A 19,373-nucleotide genomic window follows, 5' to 3' on the forward strand; every position below is an offset into this window, starting at 1 on the left:
ACGATGAACAAAGCAAACAACCGCGCCGAAAAATCCGGCGCGGTCGACATGGCGCGCATCGAGGTGATCGCGCCCAATCTCAAGAAGCGGCTTTCGGGCGTCACCAGCACCATCGTGCAACTGGTGCCGGTGCAGGCGCGCGACCTCGGCATAGCCGTGTTCGGGCCGGGCCTGCCCGACAGCCTGCCGACAATGCGCTGGTGGCAGTTGCCCTTGCTGCTGAAGCGGCCGGCCTCGCGGCGGCCGCGCATCTGGCACGCACGGCGCAACGTCGAGATGCTGGCCGGGCTGGTGCTGCGCCACGTCTTTCGGGCGCCGCTCAGGCTGGTGTTCACCTCCGCCGCCCAGCGCGACCATCGGCCCTTCACCAAATGGTTGATCCGCAGGATGGATGGCGTGATCGCCACCAGCCGGCTGTCGGGAGGCTTCCTCGAAGTGCCGCACAAGGTCGTAATGCATGGCGTGGACCTTGAAAAATTTCATCCCGCGCGCACGGCGGATGATGCGTTTTCCGCTGCCGGCTTGCCCGGCCAACGTGCGATCGGCTGCTTCGGCCGGGTCCGTCACTCCAAGGGCACCGACCTGTTCGTCGATGCGATGATTGCGCTTCTGCCCGATCATGCGCAATGGACGGCCGTGATCACCGGCCGCGTGACATCGGAGCACAAGGGCTTCGCCGACGAACTCAAGCAGCGCATCGCTGCGGCCGGACTGTCCGACCGGATCCTGTTCCTCGGCGAGGTGCCTGATGTCGCCGTGTGGTACCGCAGGGTGACGCTCTATGTCGCGCCCTCGCGCAATGAAGGGTTCGGCCTGACGCCGCTGGAGGCGATGGCCTCGCGCACGGCGGTGGTGGCAAGCGATGCCGGGTCCTATTCCGAAATCGTGACGCCCGGCAGGACGGGCGTCGTGGTGCAGGCCGGCGATGGCAACGCGCTGCGAGAGGCGATCAGGCCATATCTCGGCGATCCGGCGTTGGCCGAGGCGCATGGGGCTGCGGGGAGCGAGGATGTGGCGAGAAGATTCCGCCTCGAGGACGAAGCCGCGGGAATATGTGAGGTCTACGAGCGAGTGTGGGCCGGCCGCGGATGAAGCCTGAAACCGTGCGGTTCGCTTGCAGCGGATGGTTGGCATGGCGAGAACTGGGTGAAGAAGCACGATGAGCAGCAGCAGTCGCTGAAATCAGGCCTTTTCCGAACGGATCGATCACAAGCGTGTCGGGAAAGGTCGGAGAAATAGTTGGACTGAAAAAGCTGTTGCGAGCGCCTGTTGAGCGTGGTCAAATTAAGCGGAAGTAGGTAATATCTTGCCGTTGAATCTGGATAAAATATTGCGAAAGGCCAGAGGTATCCGGCCCTTTGGTGACGTTTATTTCAAACGATTATACAGAAAGATCGAACGATCAGAGTTTATTTTCATCCATTCAATTACCAATAATATTGGCGACCTCATGTCATGCCCGGTAAGGTATTTTGATAGGTTTACGGCTCATAACTCTATCGAATTGAGCAGCAAGGAAATATTGGAAGTATCTAAATTTGGCGGGTCTGAATTTCTTTTGAAGCTCCTTGAGGGGAAAATTGTCTGTTTTGGCGGCGGTGGCCTAATTGGACTGGACCGTCACGATGTACACGACAAGGTCATTGAATTTCTGACTATGTTCGCTGATCGTGGAGGCGACGTGGTTGTATGGGGCGCTGGCCATAACAGGACTGTGGGATTTCGCGAATGGTTGGACGGGGTTGGTTCCAGCCCTTATCCATCATCGTTTGAGAAGTTTCGGCTGGTTGGACTCCGTGATTACCCAAACCCATATGATTGGGTTCCCTGTGTAAGTTGCTTGCATCCTGTATTTGACGAAAAAATTCCTAGTCAATACGAGTGTGTCGCGTTTCTTCACGGTCACGAATCTAGTCAATTTGGAGATGAATTCTCAAACGTTCCAAATATCTATAATATTAGCAAAGGAAGCAAGGATAATTCTGAAAGTTACTTCTTAAAATGCATTAATATAATTGGATCCGGTGATAATGTTGTAACAAACAGTTATCACGGGTTGTATTGGGCGACATTGCTCGGGAAGAAAGTGATTGCTATTCAAAACTCTAGCAAATTCTTAGACTTTAGATACAAATACGAGAATTGCTTGGATTTTAAGGATTGGAGGAAACATGTCGGAAAGGGAAATCTTCACCAGAGTGCACTAATGGATTGCAGAAGTGCGAATACGGAATTCCTGAAGAAATTTGAACTTCTAATGAATTGATAAAGATGAACGATCCGCGAGTATTCGGTTTCGTTTTCGAATATTTCATCTCTGATTTTGCGACACTGCCCTGTCTTTCAGAAGCGTGTAAGCCGATCATCTCTCAAGAGGGTCGCGCGATTGCTTGAATCAAGCCATTGGCTCAAGCCTCGTTCAGCCCAGGTCAGCCTATTGTGGCGGGTATTTTCTTTGACCCCATGGCTCCGCTCTTTCATCCCCTGAGTGACGTAGCCATGGCCATGATGGAGATGGAGGGCAATGGCGGAGTAGCGTATGTGCCGGGGTTCTATGCCGACATGCCGCAGACGAAGGCCGAATTCCACGTCGAGGCCGCCATATTGCATGTCCTCGTTGAAGCCGTTGATCTGGATCGCCTGGCTCCTTAGGCATGACGCACTGTGGCCGTTCCAGGTCGGCCGTGCCGGTGTTAGCCGGTTCAGCCATTCGTCGAACGGGCTTGTGGCTACTACTTTCAGCAGCTTAGAGGTGAAGGGAAGCCCGTGCCGCATCAACCAGAAGGCGTTGAACGCCTGCTGTCCGGCAATGTCGTCTTGCGTCAATGCCTTGGACACGTTGGGCGGAAGCTTGAAATAGCCGCCGGTCAGGAAGCGATCCGGTTGCGCCAACCGCGTGTGCACCTCCACGAAGTCCCGGCGCGGCACGCAGTCGCCATCGGTGAGCAGGATGCGTTCGCCTTGCGCTACAGCGATCGCCTTGTTCAGTATCCGGCATTTCTGGAAACCTTCATCGGGCTGCCAGACGTGTGCGATCGGGACCGGACTGTTGGGCGCCATCGCTGCGAGCATTTCGCGGGTTTCGTCACTGGACCCGTCATCGGCAATCACGAGTTCGAAATCATGGCGGTCCTGGGCGAAATAGCCCCACAGCACCTTCTGGAGCCAGAGCGGTGAATTGTAGGTGGAGATGATGACGCTTGTCTGCATGCTTTTAGTCCTGGTTCGCTCCAAACCTGTCAGCGCGAACGCGGAAACCCGTATTTCCTGACCATATTCTGGATGCACCGGTCGTTCGCGCCGCCGATGAGGTTCTCGGCCTGCAATGACGTCGTCTGGCTGCCTGGCCAGTCTATGATCTTGGCCTTTCCCGGCAGCTTTTCGCCGACATGTCCGTTCATCCGCCACATCCAATATAGCCATACGTCGTCGGCGCTCGGGCTCAGCTCCGAGAAGAGCGCGACGTTACATACGTCCTCATGGAAGGCGTCCGGCGGGTAGAGAACTCCCATCACGCCCGTCGGAAAGATGAGCGGAGAGGTTGCGGCCGGTGCGATATCCCGTCGCCAATCCACGTAGGGTGCTGGATCACCATTGCCTGTCACAGCGATCCGGTGCGCGCGATGGCATATGACATGCCTCTTGGAAGGATTGTATGCGACTGTGAGCTTTTCGACGCAATCCGCCCGGTAGTAGACGTCGTCGTCCACGGTGATGACGAAGCAATCCTTGTGGTTTTGCAGTGTGGGTATGATTTTCGTGTAGGCCCGCATGTCGGTGCAGGTGGCGATTTCAAGGCCGTGCCCGCGCAGTTCGAGAACGTTCTCGGGTACCAGCGGGTAATCCTCGTGGGATACCCACAGGATGGTCGTGTCGGGTCGGACAGTCTGAAAAAGGATCGACTTCAGCGTGAGCGCCAACGTGTTGAAGCGCCCCGGGTAGCTCGTCAGAGAGACAATCAGAGGCTTGGGCAGGCCGTGTGTCCGGCCCCCCCCAAGGGACGCTGACCGGTCATCAATCTCCCTCAATGCCCGTTTGAGCCTGACGCTCTTCTTCAGCGCTTTGAATTTTGCCGGGATGTTGAGCATGCCGCCTAGCTTTCCCAATGCTTTCGCAGCCATTCCGTGTCGCCGATCCGGCGATACCAGCGCTGTCCGCCGCCGGCCAGAACCTCGCTCATCTTCGGGCTGCCGGCGAAGACGACGATGCGCGCTCCTGGCGGCACGGTCGGGTCCTGCAGGAAGCTCTTGAAGTGGCGAGGCACGCAATGGTTTTTGTAGCTGACGCACCATTCCCGTGGCCAGTATTGCAGGTTGCCATGCGCCGCAAGCTGCGCGCTCTGGAATTGCTGGGAGATCTCGTACCGGTCGAGCGCGCCGGCCGGATCGGCGACGTATGCGTCGAGAATATAGGCATGGGCGCCGATCTCGTAGCGAAACACGGAACTGTTGCCTACGGACGCAAGGAAGCGATCGCGCTTTCGATTGAGCTTGCGCAGCGGCTTGCTCCGGAAAAGATCATCGTCACGGATGATGAGGAATTCGCCCGGCTGCTCGAAGAAAGGGTCGAGATCATCAACGACCACGAGGTCGAGGTCGAGGAAAAGTGTCGTGCCTTGCAGGTCGGCCAGATCGCGGCGGAAAAGAGCGAGCTTGCGCCAACGTCTGTCTTGTCGGCCGGTGGGCAAGTCCAGAGTGGGGAGCGGCAACGCCTCGATATCTTTGTCCAACCCGGTGGTATCGTCCGTGAAGCAGACGAAGCGATGCGGACGCTTCAGATGCTTAGCGACACCGCGGCGCAGATTGTTGACGTATTCCGGGCCGTAGAGCGATCCCCATTTTATGCAGATCACATTGACTGCATTGTCCAGACCTGAATTCGGCATCTTACCGTTCTGCTCCGCTCTCAGCCTGTTCGCCAAATACGTTCATGAATACACTTGTAACTCACTGCGAACCACATTCTAACCTTGGGAGCCGAGCCAGTGACCATTTCGTCCGGTTTCTTCTAGCCGGAAACGGCCCAACTTCCATCGTGGTGAAATTATCGCCTGAGGAGCAGGCGACCTTCTAGATGAGACCGCCGTCCATGTCCATTCGGACGCTGCCGGAGGAGCGTCCCGCCCCTAAATCCCCACCAGCCCTTCATCCTTCACCTGCCGGATCGTCAATGCGGTGCGCACGGTGTCGACATTGGGCGACGAGGTCAGTTCCTCGATGACGAAAGTCTGGAAGGTGCCGAGATCGGGAGCCAGGCAGTGCAGCATGAAGTCGGATTCGCCCGAGACCATCCAGGCGCTGCGCACGATCGGCCAGTTGCGCGTGCGGTCGGCGAAGGCCTTGAGGTCGACTTCGGACTGGCGGTTGAGGCCGACGAGGCAGAAGGCGACGACGTCCATGCCGAGAGCAGGGGCGTTGAGCAGGGCGCGGTAGCGCTGGATGATGCCTTCGTCCTCCAGCCGCTTGACCCGGCGCAGGCAGGGCGGCGCCGAGATGCCGACGCGGCGCGACAGTTCGACATTGGTCATGCGGCCGTCATCCTGCAACTCGCGCAGGATCTTCCAGTCGATGGCGTCGAGGTCGGCCTTGATCGGCATGTTCGCTCCAGGTCTTGCGCAAGAATCTTGCGCATCCTTGTAATTAAACTACTCGCAGCCATTGGGAAGCCCAAGCTTCAGAAATCGCCGCGGGGCATGGGCGCGTTCCCTCGGAGATCAAGCTTTCGGGGGAGTAACATCTTGTCGCCTTGCGCGGGGCAGGGGTGAACACCTAGATTAGAGGCGATCTGCGCCCCGTCTTGCGGGGTGCTGCTTTTTTCATCGACCACGAAGGCCCTACGATGACCGCCAAACATGCGCCAGTCCTCATCATCGGTTCGGGTCCTGCCGGATACACGGCAGCGATCTATGCGGCGCGCGCCATGCTCAAGCCGATGCTCGTCGCTGGCATGCAGCAGGGCGGCCAGTTGATGATCACCACCGACGTCGAGAACTATCCGGGCTTCGCCGAACCGATCCAGGGGCCCTGGCTGATGGAGCAGATGCGGGCGCAGGCCGAGCATGTCGGCACCGAGATGGTCCACGACATCATCACCGATGTCGATCTCGACGTGCGGCCGTTCCGCGCCAAGGGCGATTCCGGCACGGTGTACACGGCCGACGCGCTGATCATCGCCACCGGGGCCCAGGCCAAATGGCTCGGCCTGCCGAGCGAGCAGGTGTTCCAGGGCTTTGGCGTTTCGGCATGCGCCACCTGCGACGGCTTCTTCTACCGCGGCAAGGACGTGGTGGTGGTCGGCGGCGGCAATTCGGCGGTCGAGGAGGCGCTCTACCTCTCCAATCTCGCCAAGACGGTGACGGTCGTGCACCGGCGCGACCATTTCCGCGCCGAGCGCATCCTGCAGGAGCGGCTGTTTGCCAAGGACAATATCAAGGTGATCTGGGATCACGCGGTAGACGAGATCGTCGGTGCTGCGGCGCAGAAGCCGCTGCCGCCTTCGGTCAACGGTATCAGGCTCAAGAACGTACACACGGGTGCTGTCACCGAAATGGCGACCGACGGCGTGTTCGTGGCGATCGGCCATGCGCCGGCGGTCGAGCTGTTCGTCGGCAAGCTGAAGCAGAAGCCGAACGGCTATCTCTGGACCGAGGCGAACTCGACGCGCACCAACGTGCCGGGCGTGTTTGCGGCGGGCGACGTGACCGACGACATCTATCGCCAGGCGGTGACGGCTGCGGGCCTTGGCTGCATGGCCGCCCTCGAAGCTGAAAAGTACCTCGCGGGAATTGAAATGCATCGCGAAGCGGCCGAATAGGCCGGCCAGACGCCTGACATAAGAGGGGAAAAATGGCGTTGGATTGGGATAAGTTGCGCGTGTTCCACGCAGCGGCGGAGGCTGGCTCTTTCACGCATGCGGCGGAGACGCTGAGGCTGTCGCAGTCGGCCATCTCACGCCAGGTCAGCGCGCTCGAGCACGACATCGGCGTGCCTCTGTTCCACCGCCACGCGCGCGGCCTGGTGCTGACCGAGCAGGGCGAGATGCTGTTCCGCACCGCCCACGACGTGCTGATGAAGCTCGAGACGATCAAGACCAGGCTGACCGAGACCAAGGACAGGCCGTCGGGCGTGTTACGCGTGACGACAACGGTCGGCCTCGGCGCCGGCTGGCTGACCGAGCGCATCCAGGAGTTCCTTGCACTCTATCCCGACATCCAACTGCAGCTGATCCTCGCCAACGAGGAGCTCGACCTGACCATGCGCCAGGCCGACTGCGCCATCCGCCTGCGCCAGCCGCAGCAGCCCGACCTTATCCAGCGCCGGCTGTTCACCGTGCATTTCCACCTCTATGCTTCGCCGGCCTACGTCAACAAATTTGGCAAGCCGGCGTCGATCGCCGAGCTCAAGAGCCACCGCATCGTCACCTTCGGCCTGCCGGTGCCGACGCATCTGAGCGAACTCAACTGGCTGGAGACGGTCGGTGACTTCGAGGGCGGTCAGCGCGTGCCGACGCTGCAGATCAACGACATCTTGTCGATCAAGAAGGCGGTACAGACCGGTGCCGGCATCGCCATGCTGCCCGACTATGTCGTGGGCAAGGACGACGGGCTGGTGCAGCTCCTGCCCGAAACCGAGGTGCCGTCCTTCGACACCTATTTCGCCTATCCCGACACGATGAAGGAACAGGCCAAGCTGCACGTGTTCCGCGACTTCGTCATCTCCAAGGCACGCAGCTGGGCCTTCTGAGGCCCGGTTCCAGGCATGGCATCAGCCATCGCCGCGCCACGGCGTGAGGCGCGGCAGCCAGCCGGGTACGTTGTTGCGGTAAGCTTGGTATTGCGCGCCATAGCGGCGCGCCAGGACCGGCTCTTCATAGAAACGCACGAAGGCGGCCATGGCGGCGCCGATGGCAATCGCATAGGCAACGAGCGGCCCGTGCGCGAAGATCAGCGCCTGGCCGAGGATGATCGCCAGTACGGCGACATACATCGGGTTGCGGACGTGGCGATAGGCGCCGCCGATGACCAGCCGTTCGGTCGGCGCGACCGGGGCAGGCGTGCCCGAACCCTCCACAGCGAAGCGGGCGAAGGCATGCAGCAGCACGCCGAGCCCGACCGCGACGAGCATTGAACCTGAGATGACGAACGCCGCGCTGGCCAGGGGCAGGCCATGGTTTGCCGTGAGCAGCCAGGGAACCAGGCCGGCAACGATGCCGGGTGCGGCCAGGAAGAAGACGGCGCTGCCGAGCACTGCGGATGGTTTGCGCAAAGCCTGCACTCCCATTGATCGTGTTGCTTGGAGATTGCGCATGGTGCCGTTTCTGCCGCAACAATGGCCTGGTGCTGCCCGAACCGGCGCCATTGCACTGCAGCACGGAATTTAGTGGCACTTTCGCTGAAAACCACCGCTGCAAAGTGCATTGCAGCATCGACATCTTGCGTTTTTCGCCGCAAATTCTGGTCCTATCGGGCCTCTAACATTGTTGGACCACAGCTCGTGCCTTTTTGCATGCGTGCATTGCAAAATAGATGCTTGTTTGTTGGGCATGGAGAGCACATATATTGATCATCTCCAGGGCGCGTTCCTCCTCCCATTAGCGCCCTCGAGTGTTCCCCTCTGGAGGTTAGCCTTAATCGGCACTTCCAAACAAACTCAGCCGGATCTTCTTGGATCCGGCTTTTTTGTTGCCCGCTTCCAGGCGATCCAGCCCACGTAACAGTGACATGTAACCCCGGGTAACGTTCCCCGAACACACTGACGCGCCTAGCTTTTGGTTGGACGCGGTGATGGCGCGCCGGGAGATGGGGGCATCACCCGTGCGAGCCAGGGCTCAGGCAAAGCGCCGCGTCCAGCAGATTGCCAACGACCCAAGACGTTGGCCACGTAGCGGCGGACCTGCCGTCCCGCCTCCCGCGGAACGGTCCGCAAAAAAGCGGTGCCCGAGGATTGCCTCGGGCACCGCTTTTGTCTTTTCCGGGACGTGTGTTTTACGTCGGGCGAGAGCCTGTGATTCCGTTTTCCTGATCACTGGCAGAAGCATTCGTGGGGGGACAGCATGAGCAAGGTATCGGTAGCAAAGCTGCCAACCTATTCCGGCGGCTGCCTTTGCGGTGCCGTCCGCTTCGAGGTTCTCGGGCCTGCCGCCAAGCCGCACACATGTTCATGCCGTTCCTGCCAGCGCCACACCGGTGCGTTGACCACCTCTTGGGTTGAGTTTGCCCGTGACGAGGTCAGGTGGACCGGGCCTGGTGGTGTGCCATCGCTCTTTCGCTCTTCGGACTATTCGAGCCGCGCCTTTTGCCCGGCCTGCGGCAGTTCGCTTGGCGCAGTCGACGATGAACCCGTCGTGGCATTGTTGCTCGGTGTCTTCGACAAGCCTGGCGCGCTGGAGCTGATGCCGACCGCCCATTCGTTCGAGGACGGGCGGCCGAAATGGTGGCACGTCGAGGTCGAGGCCGGGTAGGGCTCACATGTAGAGCTTGGCCGGGTCCTTGCCGGCGTAAAGCTGGCCGACCTCGGCGCCATAGCCGTTGAACAACTGGGTCGGTACCAGTTCGCCGGTGTGCAGCACACGCTCCCTGGCCTGGCTCCAGCGCGGATGCGGCACCTCGGGGTTCACGTTTGCCCAGAAGCCGTATTCGCTCGGCTGGATCGCTTCCCAGAGACCGACCGGCTGCTCGGCAACGAAGTCGATCTTGCGGATCGACTTGATCGACTTGAAGCCATACTTCCACGGCAGCGCGAGACGTAGCGGCGCGCCGAACTGCTTGCCCAGGGGCTTGTCATAAGCGCCGGTGACGAGGAAGGGCAGGTCGAGTGCCGCCTCCTCGATGGTAACACCTTCGACATAGGGCCATGGGTAGACGAAGTCGTTCTGGCCGGGCGCCATCTCTGGATCGAGAAAGGTCTCGAAGCGGATGAACTTCGCATCTGCCTTGGGGCTGGCGAGCGCCACCAGTGCCTTGAGCGGAAAACCGCTCCACGGAATGGTCATCGACCAGGCCTCGACGCAGCGGTGGCGGTAGAGCCGCGTCTCCAGCGGGAATTTTCGGATCAGGTCGTCGATGCCGAGCGTCATCGGCTTGTCGACCAGCCCGCCGATCTGCACCTCCCAGGGACGCGTCTTGAGTTGCTGGGCGTTGGCGGCGATCTCCTTGTAGGTGCCGTATTCATAGAAGTTGTTGTAGTTGGCGTTGATCTCTTCGGGTGTCAGCGAGCGGTCGAGCTTGTAGGTCGTGTTCGGCTTGGCCGGATAGAGGTCGGCGGTCGGGTCCTTGTCCTCGGCGCGTGCCGGCCGCGGCAGCGCGGCGGCTGCAAGGCCGAGCCCCATGCCGGCGAGAATCGAGCGGCGGTTGAGGAACATCTCCTCGGGCGTGGCCTGAGCCTCGCTGATTGCCCAGGACGGGCGGCGGTGTACGAATGCCATGCTCGGTTCTCCAAAAGTCGGCGCGCAAGGTCGCCCCTGCGGACCGCGAAATCAACGTGGTCACGTTCACATACGTATGCGAACGCTGCCGCGTTTCAGTGTCTTGCCCAATCCGAGATCAACAGAGCGTGAGCAGCAAGGACCGGACGGCCGCTGGCGCCGTCCGGTCCTTGCAATGTCACGCCGCCTTGCCGGCCGACTGCATCGCCTCGTCGGCGAGGCGGCCGGTCAGTTCTCCCATGTGGTCGAACTCGGCGCGGTAGGTGGCAGCACCCGCGGTCGCCGAGCGCAGCTCGATGATCAGGTCGCTGATTTCGGATTGCGGCATCGTCGCCTCGACCACGTCCCAGCCCGGCCAGTCGGCGCGCGCGTCGTAGCCGAGGATCTGGCCGCGGCGCTGGGGCACGAGCGCGATGATGCGCGCGGTGGCATCCGACGGCGTGAAGATCTCGACCTTCATGACAGGTTCGAGCAGAACCGGCGAACAGCTTGGCATGCCCTCCTTCATCGCGATCTTGGCCGCCATCTGGAAAGCCATGTCGGAGGAATCGACGCTGTGGAACGAGCCGTCCGACAGGTTGACGGCGATGTCGACGACCGGAAAGCCGAGCGGGCCGATCTTGAGGAAGTCGCGCGCACCGGCCTCCACCGACTGGATATACTGCTTGGGCACGACGCCGCCGGTGATGGTGTCGGTGAACTCGAAACCCGAGCCGCGCGGCAGCGGCTTGATCTCGATGACGACGTCGCCGAACTGGCCGTGGCCGCCCGACTGCTTCTTGTGGCGGCCGCGCTGCTGGACGGCCTTGCGGATCGTCTCGCGATAGGGCACCGCCGGCGCATAGCCTTCGACGGCGATCTGGTTGCGGCCTTCGAGACGCTCGCGCACGACCCTGAGATGCATTTCACCATGGCCCGACAGCACCGTTTCGGCCGAGTCTTGGTTGTGATGCAGGGTCAGCGAGGGGTCTTCCTCGGCGAGGCGCTGGATGGCGGCCGACATCTTGACCTCGTCCTTGCGCTCCTTGGGCCGCAGCGCGAAGGCATAGACCGGTTTCGGCGGCTCGAGCCTGACGAGGGGCTTCATGCCGCCCTTGGCCGATGTCAGCGTCTGGCCGGTGGCAACGTTGTCGAGCTTGCCGAGCGCCACGGTATCGCCGGCGCCGGCGTTGGAGAGCTTGGACTGGTCCTTGCCAAGCATGCGGTAGATGCCGGAAACCTTCGCGGTGTCGGTGGTGTTGAGCCAGAGCTCGGCGCCGTCGGTGACCTGGCCGGACAGGATGCGCGATACCGACAGCTTGCCGGCATGCGAGGTGTGGATGGTCTTCATCACCTGGACTATGGCTGCACTGCCCTCTGCTATCCCGAGCCGCTTTCGGGTCGCCTCGACATCGGGGGCGTCGTGGCGGATGGCCTTCAACAGCCTGAGCGCGCCATTGCCCTTTTCGGCCGAGCCGATCAGCACCGGGGTGACCGCGCCATCGCGCAGGTCGGCGGCAAGGTCGTCGAAGATCTCGTCCTTCGGCGGCTCGATCTCTTCGAGCAGTTGTTCCATCAACTCATCGTCGTGGTCGGCGAGGGTTTCAAGCATTGCAAAGCGCGCTTCGAGCTCGCGTGCCTTCTCGTCGCCGGGAATCTCGGCGATCTCGCTCTCGGCATATTCGCGGTAGACATAAGCGCGCTCCAGCGCGAGGTCGATCGAACCGACGACGACGCCATCCTTGCGCAGCGGGATCTGGCGCAGCAGCAAGGGCGTGCGGCTGACCGGCTGCAGCAGCTTGAGCGTATCGCGCACGCCTGATGTCGCCTTGTCGATCTTGTTGAGGAACAGGATGCGCGGCACGCCGAGATCGTCGAGCTTGCGCATGATCAGCTGCAAGGCGGGGATCTTCTTCTCGTCAGGCTCGGCGACCACGACCGCCAGGTCGCAGGCGGCAAGGATGGGGTCGGCCTCGAAGGCGAACTCGACCGAGCCGGGGCAATCAACGAATGTGATGCTCTCGCCCATGAACTGCGTTGTGGCGAAGACCGCGTCGACGCTCATGGCGTGGGCCCGGGCCTCAGCCGAATGGTCGGAGACGGTGTTGCCCGATGATACCGGTTGCTGCTTGGGAATGGCGCCCGTGCGGGCGAGAAGGGCTTCAAGAAGAGTGGTTTTACCGCTGGCAAAGGGACCGACGATGGCGATGCATTTCGGTCCCGTGCGTCTTCCTCCGGCGCGACTACCCATGAGAGCTGACCTCCACTCAGGCATTTTTCCCTGAATGCGGCGGCCGGCCTGTTCGGCCGTCGCGGGCAATGACGTGTGGTGTTTTCCTCCCGGTCGAACATATCGTCACACGGCTTTGCGGGGAGGGCAAGGGGAAGGGCGCCCGGGGCCCGACCTTTGAAGCAGGCAAGATGCGGGGAGGGCCTTGCCGGTGCGAAGCGACGCCATCCCCGGAAAACAAAAAAGCCCGGCAGGTTGGCACCTGCCGGGCTTCTTAGCGTTGGTGCCGAGGATCAGTCCTTGGCGTTGAGGTCGGTGCCGAGCGTGTCCTTGACGAACAGCGTGCCGATGATCAGCGTCATGGCGGCAATCGCGATCGGGTACCAGAGGCCGTAGTAGATGTCGCCGGCCGCAGCACTCATGGCGAATGCGGTTGCCGGCAGCAGGCCGCCGAACCAGCCGTTGCCGATGTGGTAGGGCAGCGACATGCCGGTGTAGCGGATGCGGGTCGGGAACATCTCGACCAGGATCGCGGCGATCGGGCCGTAGACCATGGTCACGTAGATGACCAGCACGGTGAGGATGGCGATGACCATCGGCCAGCTCACTGCTGCCGGATCGGCGACCATGGCGAACGAGCCGCCGGCGGGGATGTTGAAGAAGCCGACTTCCGGAGCACCGGCTGCCTCTTCAGCGGTAACGATCTTGTCCTTGATCGCCTGTTCTGTCGGAACGGTGGTCTTTTCGCCGGCGCGGATGGCGGCGGCGTCGAGCTTCAGTTCAGGGTTGGCGGCAACGAAGGCGTCGAGCTTCTGGTCGGCAACCTTGGCAGCGCCGCGGACCAGCGGGTAACCGCCGTCGTGAAGAGCGATGTTGACTGCCTTGACGAAGGCAGCGTCGCTCGCCTTGGCAGCATCGCCAGCGGCGATGGCGTCATAGGAGGTGACGGTCTCGTCGCCGATCTTGACCGAAGCAGGCGTGCCCGGAGCCGCCGTGGTGACGACGTCATAAGGAACCGAGTTCTTGGTCAGGAACGACGTCGCGATATCGCAGGAAGTAGTGAATTTCGCGGTGCCCACCGGGTTGAACTGGAACTTGCAGTCGCCAGGAGCGGCGGTGACGGTGGCGCGAACGTTCTGCTGGGCGGTGGCGAGTGCCGGGTTTGCGGCCCAGGTCAGAGCCTTGAACAGCGGGAAGTAGGTGACGATGGCGAGTGCCAGGCCAGCCATGATGATCGGCTTGCGGCCGATCTTGTCGGACAGCCAGCCGAACAGCACGAAAAAGCCGGTGCCGAGCAGTAGCGAAATCGCGATCATGATGTTGACGGCCTGGGCGTCGACCTTGAGCACGTTCTGCAAGAAGAACAGTGCGTAGAACTGACCCGAGTACCACACCACGGCCTGGCCGGCGGTGAGGCCGAACAGCGCGAGCAGCGCGATCTTGGCGTTCTTCCACTGGCCGAAGGCTTCCGACAGCGGTGCCTTGGAACCCTTGCCCTCTTCCTTCATGCGCTGGAAGGTCGGCGATTCCGAGAGCGACAGACGGATCCACACCGAGATGCCGAGCAGGATGAAGGAGAGCAGGAACGGAACGCGCCATCCCCAGGCGGCGAAGGCTTCCTTGCCGAGCCAGGTCTGCACCACCAGGATGACGACCAGCGACAGGAACAGGCCGAGCGTCGCGGTGGTCTGGATCCACGAGGTGTAGTAGCCGCGGCGGTCATCGGGGGCGTGCTCGGCGACATAGGTCGCAGCACCGCCATACTCACCGCCGAGCGCCAGGCCCTGCAGCATGCGCAGCGCGATCAGGATGACCGGAGCGGCGATGCCGATCGTGGCGGAACCGGGCAGCAGGCCGACGAAGAAGGTCGACAGGCCCATGATCAGGATGGTGACGAGGAAGGTGTATTTGCGGCCGACGAGGTCGCCGATGCGGCCGAAGACGAGCGCGCCGAACGGGCGCACCAGGAAGCCGGCAGCGAAAGCAAGCAGCGCGAAGATGTTACGCGTCGCCTCGGGGTAGGAGGCGAAGAAGGTCGCGCCGATGAAGGCTGCGAGTGAACCGTAAAGGTAGAAATCGTACCATTCGAACACGGTGCCGAGCGAAGAAGCGAAGATGACTTTCTTCTCTTCTCGCGTCATGCCTCGCCCGCGGCGGGCGTCGGCGGTTGCCGAAATTGCCATTATTGTCTCCTCCCAGAGTGCCGGCGGTAAAGGCCTGGAGAGCAATCTCCGGGGGAATCCGCCGAACCTAACCACGGTCGAAGTGATAACGCCGGGAGGCAGGCGTTATCCATCGCTGCTTTGGGATTATGACCTTAGTCGTAGAAGCAGTCGCGAAGTGTTCGAAGCCATTGATGCTGCATCGCAAAAGCGATGCGTGGCTGGCGCCAGAACAGTCTGGCTCCTTGTTCGAACTCACCGGCGTGCGCAGACGGAAAGCTATTGGCGGATGCTGCCCGGCGGCACGATTGCGCCGCCGAGCCATTTGCCGGGAAGTGCGGGCTCAGGCGGCCCGTTCTTCCTTCTCGACGAGGTAGCCGCGGTCTCGCAGCCACCGGGCGATGATGATTTCGACCATCGACGACACCGAACGGTGATCGTCCTTGGCCGCCTTGACGAGCGCTTCCTTGAGGTCGCGTTCGATACGGAATCCGAGTGGGTGTGTCTTAGACATGACAATTCCTGAGACTTGTCGGGACGTGTAGTCCCGTGGGAGGACGACCGGTGTGCGACGAGCCTATGAATGTGTCGCGAGTTGACCGGTCATGCGGCGCAGGTGGGGCGCGTTGCGCCGTCAGGCCTGGGCTGGCGGTGCGCGGGGTGCGCTCGTTCGCGCGCGCAGGAAATTGAAAGGCGAGCCGGCCGGCGATGCGGCGCTGTCGATGGCCGCGATCGGCAGGCCGTGAGCAGCCCGAAGCAAGCCGCTGTCATCCGCGAGGTCGCAATTGCCCTCAGCCAGCGTGACGCATGAATCGCTCCACATCGGAAGCGCGAAAGGATCTGCGGGTTCCGTGTAGGGCGCGTCGCCGGCGGAAAGCTGAGGGCTTTCGTCTTGATTGCTGAAATGCGCGTGACTCGATGCAACCGAGGCCGTGAGGGCAGCAAAAACCGGTAGCAGCAGCAAGAACAAGTGCGCGAGCAAACTTCTGCTCCTTCGCCCCTGCTGCTGCTGTCTATGCTGATACAATTGCTGCCTCTGGACGCCTCTGCATACCTCCGCCTGCTACGGCGGATATAGTTACTTTAGATTAACAGAGTTCGGGCCGGCACGGCAATATGCAAATGTATAACAGCGTATGAGAATCGAAGATTCCTGCCGGCAACCCCATGACAGTTTCGGTCGATTCGCACAGCCGGCAAAGAAAAACCCGGCCGGAGCCGGGTTTTTCCAACAGTCAGATATGTGAGCTCAGACGAGAGAGGCGGTAAAGCGCTGGATGCGCGTGCAGGCCTCTTCGAGAATCTTCTCCGAGGTGGCGTAGGAGATGCGGAAATTCGGACCGAGGCCGAATGCCGAACCCTGGACCACTGCCACGCCTTCGGCCTCGAGCAGCTCCGAGGTGAAGACCGCATCGTCGGTGATGACCGTGCCGCCTTGCGTCTTCTTGCCGATCAGCCCGGCGCAGGACGGATAGACGTAGAAGGCGCCTTCTGGCGACGGGCAAGAGATGCCGCGCGCCTGGTTGAGCATCGACACGACGAGGTCGCGGCGGGCCTGGAAGATCGCCTTGTTCTTGGCGATGAAGTCCTGCGGGCCGTTGAGTGCCTCGACCGAAGCCCACTGGGCGATGGTGCAGGCACCCGAGGTCTGCTGGCCCTGGATCATGTCCATCGCCTTGATCAGCTGGATCGGACCGGCGGCGTAGCCGATGCGCCAGCCGGTCATGGCATAGGCCTTCGACACGCCGTTCATGGTCAGCGTGCGGTCGTAGAGTTTCGGCTCGACCTCGGCGATGGTCTTGAAGACGAAGTCGCCATAGGTCAGGTGCTCGTACATGTCGTCGGTCAGCACCCAGACATGCGGATGCTTGAGCAGCACATCGGCGATGGCGCGCAGCTCGGCCTCGCTATAGGCGGCGCCCGAGGGGTTGGACGGCGAGTTCATGACCAGCCACTTCGACTTCGGCGTGATCGCCTTTGCCAGCGCATCTGCCGTCAGCTTGAAGCCGTTGTCGATGCTGGTCTCGGCATAGGTCGGCGTGCCGCCGCAAATCGCCACCATCTCGGGGTAGCTGACCCAGTAGGGCCGGGGGATGATGACCTCGTCGCCGGGGTTCAGCGTTGCCATGAAGGCGTTGAACAGGATCTGCTTGCCGCCGGTGCCGACGATGGTCTGCTCCGGCTTGTAGTCTAGATTGTTCTCGCGCTTGAACTTCTTGGCGATGGCTTCGCGCAGGGGCGCAATGCCGGAAACCGGCGGATACTTGGTCTCGCCGCGGCGAATGGCTTCGATCGCCGCATTCTTGATATTGTCCGGCGTGTCGAAGTCAGGCTCGCCTGCGCCCAGGCCGATGACGTCGCGGCCGGCATTTTTCAGCTCGCGCGCTTTCTGCGTGACCGCGATGGTCGCGGAAGGCTTAACGCGGGAAAGGGCATCGGCAAGAAAGGCCATGACTTCAGGTCTCCGGTTCGGAAAAACACGCGGTCGCGCGACCGCTTTTGCGCGTCCAACGGAACGCGCGGCGCTGTAATGTCGCATGACGCAAGGAATCGCAAGCATATTGACGCCTTGGCGTGCCGGATGTGCTGGGCCAGAGACCTGGTGAAGCTGTGCATAAGCAGGCGGCTGCCGCACGTGGGTCAAGTTTGAGACATTCCGTTAACCGGCGATCAAATCTTCGATGAGATTTTGGCGGAGCAATTTCGCCAGCATTCCGGAAATAGGACGGACCGTGTCGAAGAGCATCGGGCTCGCCCATATCATCCGGCACGACGACGGTTCTGCGACCGGAGTCTGGGGCGTGCACGCCCTGCACAGCGCGTTTCAGCCGATTTTCGCCTTTCAGTCGGGCCGTTTGCTGGTCACGGCCTTCGAAGGGCTGATCAGGCCGTTTCGTGGAGCGGACGCGGTGCCCCCGGGCATGTTCTTCGCCGTCGTGGACAGTGCAGAGCGACTGCAGGTCGAGACCCTGACACGGACGCTGCATTTGCTCAACGCCGCGACGTTCGTGCCCAAGGCTGCGTCGATCTTCATCAATTTCGATCCGTCGGTGTTTCTCGACCGCTCGATTTCGGAACACGCGCTGCGCGACATGCGCCAGGTTCTCAACGAGACCGGCATCGATCCACGCCGCATCGTCTGCGAAGTGACCGAGAAGCCGGCCTCGGAAGAGGCGCTGTTCGATTTCGTCCGGGCCCTCAAGGCAAACGGCTTGCGCATCGCCGTGGATGATTTCGGCTCGGCCGAATCCGACATCAAGCGGATCCGCGACATCAAGCCCGACATCGTCAAGTTCGATGCCCACTGGATCAGCCGCCTCATGGAGTCCGGTGCAGGCTTCGCCCTGCTCAAGGAAATGGTGGCGAACTTCGAAGAGAAGGGGATTCGCACCGTCTTCGAGGGGCTCGAGGAGAGCTGGCAACTGCAACTGGCCGAGCGCTCCGGCGCCTCGATGGTGCAGGGGTTCGTGCTGGCAATGCCGGAGATCGTGCCGGCGGATTTTTCGCATTTCGAGCCGGCAGCACCCGAAGCCGCCGGCAAGCAACAGGGGTCCCCGGCCGTGGCCGGAGACGCTGGCCCGCTGGCAGGCAGCGCGCCGAGAACAGGCCGAAATTTCGGCAAAAGGACATCGTGATGAGTGACGGGTTTTTCGGCTTTGGCGCACTGCCGGCGGATCTTGCTGCCAAGATCGTCGCCGACGAGGTTGGGCTGGAGTACGGCATCCATGGCGATTTCCGCCTGCGCTGCGCCATGCAGCCGATCTTCAGGCATGAGCAGGGCCGGCTGACGCCGGTGACCGCCGATGCGCATGTCGTGCCCTACCTGCAGGGCCAGCCGGTCCCGATGCTCGAATTCCTCGCTGAAGTGGCTGCCGAAGATCGCGCGATCGTCGGGCGCATGATCGAGGTCCTGCCGCTCGCCAATGTCCACAATATCGGCGTCGAAGGCGTTTCGTTGCTGTTCCGTCACAATGGAAGCGGTGGCAGCGAAGCCATGGACGACCTGCGCTTCATGGTGCGGGTCCTTGAGGACGAAGGTTTCGATGTGTCGCAGCTGGTATGCGAAATCGATGGGGTCGACGAGCGCCTTGCCGACGCCTTGCGTGAACTGGGCCTGCGTGTCGCGCTTGCTCATCGTGGGGTAGAGCAGCCGGATGCGCATGCAGCCTGTCGGGTGAATGCCGACATCGTCAGGCTCGATCGGGTGTCGTTCGAGCGTTTCTGCGCCGACGCCGCTACCGGCCGGCTGTTGCGGCCCGTGGTCTCGGAGTTCAAGGCGCAAGGGGCAGCGGTGTTGGTCGAGGGCATCGACAGCGAAAGCCGTCTTGAAATAGCCCTTGGTGCCGGCGTCGAGCTGTTCCAGGGCGACCTGCTCGAGCCGGCAATGCTGGTCGGCAGCGTCTTTGCCGACGGACCGCGCGAGGCGTCGCAATATCGCCGCGGCGAATGTGTCGTTGTTCCATTGTTTGGCTGACACCTGGCCGCTGTTCGGCTGATGCCTGGCGAAGCATCACAAATGCTGATGTTTCGCAGCAGAACAAATCGCTGGTCTGACGTTTCCGCGCGGTGATAATCGCGGT

At 61.6% G+C, this 19,373-nt stretch carries 18 protein-coding genes; 7 read left to right on the forward strand and 11 right to left on the reverse strand.

The window, feature by feature from the left end; genetic code table 11:
* Positions 1 to 3: 3 nt before the first annotated feature.
* Together CO731_RS12485 and CO731_RS28745 are read left to right on the forward strand one after the other, a co-directional pair.
* Positions 4 to 1,092: a glycosyltransferase family 4 protein gene (locus tag CO731_RS12485; protein ID WP_245439759.1), complete on the forward strand. Its 1,089-nt coding sequence runs from the start codon at positions 4 to 6 to the stop codon at positions 1,090 to 1,092.
* A gap of 214 nt (positions 1,093 to 1,306) precedes the next feature.
* A complete protein-coding gene (locus CO731_RS28745) occupies positions 1,307 to 2,266 on the forward strand; it encodes a hypothetical protein (protein ID WP_159097867.1) in 960 nt (319 codons plus the stop codon).
* Positions 2,267 to 2,343: 77 nt separating this feature from the next.
* On the opposite strand, the gene CO731_RS12490 is transcribed toward CO731_RS28745, so the two are convergent.
* The 4 genes from CO731_RS12490 to CO731_RS12505 all read right to left on the reverse strand — a co-directional run bounded on the left by CO731_RS12490 (position 2,344) and on the right by CO731_RS12505 (position 5,596).
* Complete coding sequence (locus CO731_RS12490) at positions 2,344 to 3,210, reverse strand: glycosyltransferase family 2 protein (RefSeq protein ID WP_108607377.1); 867 nt, start codon at positions 3,208 to 3,210, stop codon at positions 2,344 to 2,346.
* A gap of 29 nt (positions 3,211 to 3,239) precedes the next feature.
* A complete protein-coding gene (locus tag CO731_RS12495; RefSeq protein ID WP_199914592.1) occupies positions 3,240 to 4,121 on the reverse strand; it encodes a hypothetical protein in 882 nt (293 codons plus the stop codon).
* Positions 4,094 to 4,885: a hypothetical protein gene (locus CO731_RS12500; protein ID WP_199914593.1), complete on the reverse strand. Its 792-nt coding sequence runs from the start codon at positions 4,883 to 4,885 to the stop codon at positions 4,094 to 4,096. The genes CO731_RS12495 and CO731_RS12500 overlap by 28 nt, the downstream gene beginning before the upstream one ends.
* Positions 4,886 to 5,125: 240 nt before the next feature.
* Entirely contained in the window at positions 5,126 to 5,596 is a 471-nt protein-coding gene (locus CO731_RS12505; protein WP_055970335.1) for an Lrp/AsnC family transcriptional regulator, read from the reverse strand.
* Positions 5,597 to 5,838: 242 nt separating this feature from the next.
* On the opposite strand from CO731_RS12505, the gene trxB reads away from it, so the two are divergent.
* Both trxB and CO731_RS12515 read left to right on the forward strand, forming a co-directional pair.
* Positions 5,839 to 6,813, forward strand: coding sequence for a thioredoxin-disulfide reductase (trxB, locus tag CO731_RS12510; protein ID WP_108607379.1), 975 nt, complete (start codon positions 5,839 to 5,841; stop codon positions 6,811 to 6,813).
* Positions 6,814 to 6,845: 32 nt separating this feature from the next.
* Positions 6,846 to 7,742, forward strand: coding sequence for a LysR family transcriptional regulator (locus CO731_RS12515; RefSeq protein WP_108607380.1), 897 nt, complete (start codon positions 6,846 to 6,848; stop codon positions 7,740 to 7,742).
* Between the two features lie 21 nt (positions 7,743 to 7,763).
* Here CO731_RS12515 and CO731_RS12520 read toward each other — a convergent pair whose 3' ends face one another.
* Entirely contained in the window at positions 7,764 to 8,264 is a 501-nt protein-coding gene (locus CO731_RS12520; RefSeq protein ID WP_108609803.1) for an isoprenylcysteine carboxylmethyltransferase family protein, read from the reverse strand.
* A gap of 787 nt (positions 8,265 to 9,051) precedes the next feature.
* On the opposite strand from CO731_RS12520, the gene CO731_RS12525 reads away from it, so the two are divergent.
* Positions 9,052 to 9,459 (forward strand): GFA family protein, encoded by a 408-nt coding sequence (locus tag CO731_RS12525; RefSeq protein ID WP_108607381.1) that lies wholly within the window; start codon positions 9,052 to 9,054, stop codon positions 9,457 to 9,459.
* Positions 9,460 to 9,462: 3 nt separating this feature from the next.
* Here the strand turns inward: CO731_RS12525 and msrP are convergent, their stop codons facing one another.
* From msrP to CO731_RS12550, 6 genes are all read right to left on the reverse strand, one after another.
* A complete protein-coding gene (gene msrP, locus CO731_RS12530) occupies positions 9,463 to 10,422 on the reverse strand; it encodes a protein-methionine-sulfoxide reductase catalytic subunit MsrP (RefSeq protein ID WP_108607382.1) in 960 nt (319 codons plus the stop codon).
* A gap of 178 nt (positions 10,423 to 10,600) precedes the next feature.
* Complete coding sequence (locus tag CO731_RS12535; protein WP_108607383.1) at positions 10,601 to 12,652, reverse strand: elongation factor G; 2,052 nt, start codon at positions 12,650 to 12,652, stop codon at positions 10,601 to 10,603.
* Between the two features lie 272 nt (positions 12,653 to 12,924).
* Complete coding sequence (locus CO731_RS12540; RefSeq protein WP_108607384.1) at positions 12,925 to 14,814, reverse strand: MFS transporter; 1,890 nt, start codon at positions 14,812 to 14,814, stop codon at positions 12,925 to 12,927.
* Between the two features lie 322 nt (positions 14,815 to 15,136).
* Positions 15,137 to 15,307 carry a hypothetical protein gene (locus tag CO731_RS29050; RefSeq protein ID WP_018428911.1) on the reverse strand — a complete coding sequence of 57 codons (171 nt, stop codon included), beginning with the start codon at positions 15,305 to 15,307 and terminating at the stop codon, positions 15,137 to 15,139.
* A 120-nt stretch (positions 15,308 to 15,427) separates the two neighbouring features.
* Positions 15,428 to 15,775 carry a hypothetical protein gene (locus tag CO731_RS12545; protein WP_108679437.1) on the reverse strand — a complete coding sequence of 116 codons (348 nt, stop codon included), beginning with the start codon at positions 15,773 to 15,775 and terminating at the stop codon, positions 15,428 to 15,430.
* 267 nt (positions 15,776 to 16,042) lie between these two features.
* The gene (locus CO731_RS12550; protein ID WP_108607386.1) at positions 16,043 to 17,245 is read right to left on the reverse strand and encodes a pyridoxal phosphate-dependent aminotransferase; all 1,203 of its coding nucleotides are present in this window, start codon (positions 17,243 to 17,245) and stop codon (positions 16,043 to 16,045) included.
* 280 nt (positions 17,246 to 17,525) lie between these two features.
* Here CO731_RS12550 and CO731_RS12555 point away from each other — a divergent pair, with 280 nt between their 5' ends.
* Complete coding sequence (locus CO731_RS12555; RefSeq protein WP_108607387.1) at positions 17,526 to 18,428, forward strand: EAL domain-containing protein; 903 nt, start codon at positions 17,526 to 17,528, stop codon at positions 18,426 to 18,428.
* Positions 18,428 to 19,267, forward strand: coding sequence for an EAL domain-containing protein (locus CO731_RS12560; protein WP_108607388.1), 840 nt, complete (start codon positions 18,428 to 18,430; stop codon positions 19,265 to 19,267). The genes CO731_RS12555 and CO731_RS12560 overlap by 1 nt, the downstream gene beginning before the upstream one ends.
* Positions 19,268 to 19,373: the final 106 nt, after the last annotated feature.

The organism is Aminobacter sp. MSH1 (assembly GCF_003071665.1).
GTDB classification, from domain to species: domain Bacteria; phylum Pseudomonadota; class Alphaproteobacteria; order Rhizobiales; family Rhizobiaceae; genus Aminobacter; species Aminobacter niigataensis.

Excerpts from the sequence above, each read along its gene's own strand:
- CO731_RS12485 (WP_245439759.1), top strand. The coding sequence starts at position 4 with ATGAACAAAGCAAACAACCGCGCCGAAAAATCCGGCGCGGTCGACATG.
- CO731_RS12490 (WP_108607377.1), bottom strand. The coding sequence starts at position 3,210 with ATGCAGACAAGCGTCATCATCTCCACCTACAATTCACCGCTCTGGCTC.
- CO731_RS12495 (WP_199914592.1), bottom strand. The coding sequence starts at position 4,121 with ATGGCTGCGAAAGCATTGGGAAAGCTAGGCGGCATGCTCAACATCCCG.
- CO731_RS12500 (WP_199914593.1), bottom strand. The coding sequence starts at position 4,885 with ATGCCGAATTCAGGTCTGGACAATGCAGTCAATGTGATCTGCATAAAA.
- CO731_RS12505 (WP_055970335.1), bottom strand. The coding sequence starts at position 5,596 with ATGCCGATCAAGGCCGACCTCGACGCCATCGACTGGAAGATCCTGCGC.
- trxB (WP_108607379.1), top strand. The coding sequence starts at position 5,839 with ATGACCGCCAAACATGCGCCAGTCCTCATCATCGGTTCGGGTCCTGCC.
- CO731_RS12515 (WP_108607380.1), top strand. The coding sequence starts at position 6,846 with ATGGCGTTGGATTGGGATAAGTTGCGCGTGTTCCACGCAGCGGCGGAG.
- CO731_RS12525 (WP_108607381.1), top strand. The coding sequence starts at position 9,052 with ATGAGCAAGGTATCGGTAGCAAAGCTGCCAACCTATTCCGGCGGCTGC.
- msrP (WP_108607382.1), bottom strand. The coding sequence starts at position 10,422 with ATGGCATTCGTACACCGCCGCCCGTCCTGGGCAATCAGCGAGGCTCAG.
- CO731_RS12535 (WP_108607383.1), bottom strand. The coding sequence starts at position 12,652 with ATGGGTAGTCGCGCCGGAGGAAGACGCACGGGACCGAAATGCATCGCC.
- CO731_RS12540 (WP_108607384.1), bottom strand. The coding sequence starts at position 14,814 with ATGGCAATTTCGGCAACCGCCGACGCCCGCCGCGGGCGAGGCATGACG.
- CO731_RS29050 (WP_018428911.1), bottom strand. The coding sequence starts at position 15,307 with ATGTCTAAGACACACCCACTCGGATTCCGTATCGAACGCGACCTCAAG.
- CO731_RS12550 (WP_108607386.1), bottom strand. The coding sequence starts at position 17,245 with ATGGCCTTTCTTGCCGATGCCCTTTCCCGCGTTAAGCCTTCCGCGACC.
- CO731_RS12560 (WP_108607388.1), top strand. The coding sequence starts at position 18,428 with ATGAGTGACGGGTTTTTCGGCTTTGGCGCACTGCCGGCGGATCTTGCT.